Genomic DNA, 972 nt, shown 5'->3' on the forward strand with positions numbered 1-972 from the left:
CGTAGGGCAGCAGGAAGTTGTTCCAGATGGCGACGAACTGGAACAGGAAGATCGTCACCAGGCCCGGCCGCATCATCGGAAGCGCGATCGAGGTGAACAGCCGCAGGTCGCGGGCGCCGTCCACCCGTGCCGCTTCCAGCACCTCGTCGGGCACCGCCGCGGCCGCGTAGACGCGGGCGAGGTAGATGCCGTACGGGCTCAGGATGCTGGGGAGCAGCACCGACCAGTAGCTGCCCGCCAGATCGACCTTCGCCAGCAGCAGGTACTGCGGCACGGCCAGGGTGATCGGCGGCATCAGCACCCCGGCCAGGATCACGGTGAAGACGGCACCACGGCCGGGGAAGGAGTACTTCGCCAGGGCGTACCCGCTCACCGCGGACACCGCCGCGGACAACAGGGCGCCCACACCGGCGTACAGCCCCGAGTTGAGCATCCACAGCCAGTACACCCCGTCGCGGTAGGCCGACAGCTCGGAGAGGTTGGCCAAGAGCCCGCTGCCGGGCAGGAAGGTGAACGTGCTGAACAGCTCGCTGCGGCTTTTGGTGGCGGCCATCACCACCCACAGCACGGGGCCCAGGCAGTAGACCGCTCCCAGCAGCAGCAGGAACGTCGACAGCCACGAGGTGCGACGAGCCGCCCGCGCAGACACCGACGGCTTCACCCGGGGTTCGACCAGCAGGGCGCTCATGGTGTGCGCTCCGCGGCACGCCTGTTGACCACCTTGAGGAAGCCGAACGACAGCACCAGCGTCACCACCGCGATCACCACCGCCGTGGCGGCGGCCGAGTGCAGACCACCCTGGACGAAGGCGTCCCGGTAGACCTTCATGTACGGGCTCCAGGTCCAGCTCAGCGAGTTGGTCAGGGGGCGAAGCGTCATCGGCTCGGCGAACACCTGCAGCGTCGCGATGGTGGAGAAGAAGAAGGTGAGCACGAGCGACGGCATGATCAGCGGGATCTTGATCCGCAGCGC

The 972-nt window shown here is 67.9% G+C and carries 1 protein-coding gene and 1 pseudogene; both read right to left on the bottom strand.

The genetic code is table 11. The annotated features are described in order from the left end of the window. Nucleotides 1-688 (bottom strand): carbohydrate ABC transporter permease (locus UK23_RS47870; RefSeq protein WP_045318531.1); only part of this gene is annotated, 688 nt, incomplete at its 3' end. Beyond that, nucleotides 685-972 (bottom strand): annotated as a pseudogene (locus tag UK23_RS47875) (sugar ABC transporter permease); the annotation flags it as partial. The gene UK23_RS47870 and the pseudogene UK23_RS47875, both read right to left, overlap by 4 nt.

The organism is Lentzea aerocolonigenes (assembly GCF_000955955.1).
Taxonomy (GTDB): Bacteria; Actinomycetota; Actinomycetes; order Mycobacteriales; family Pseudonocardiaceae; genus Lentzea; species Lentzea aerocolonigenes_A.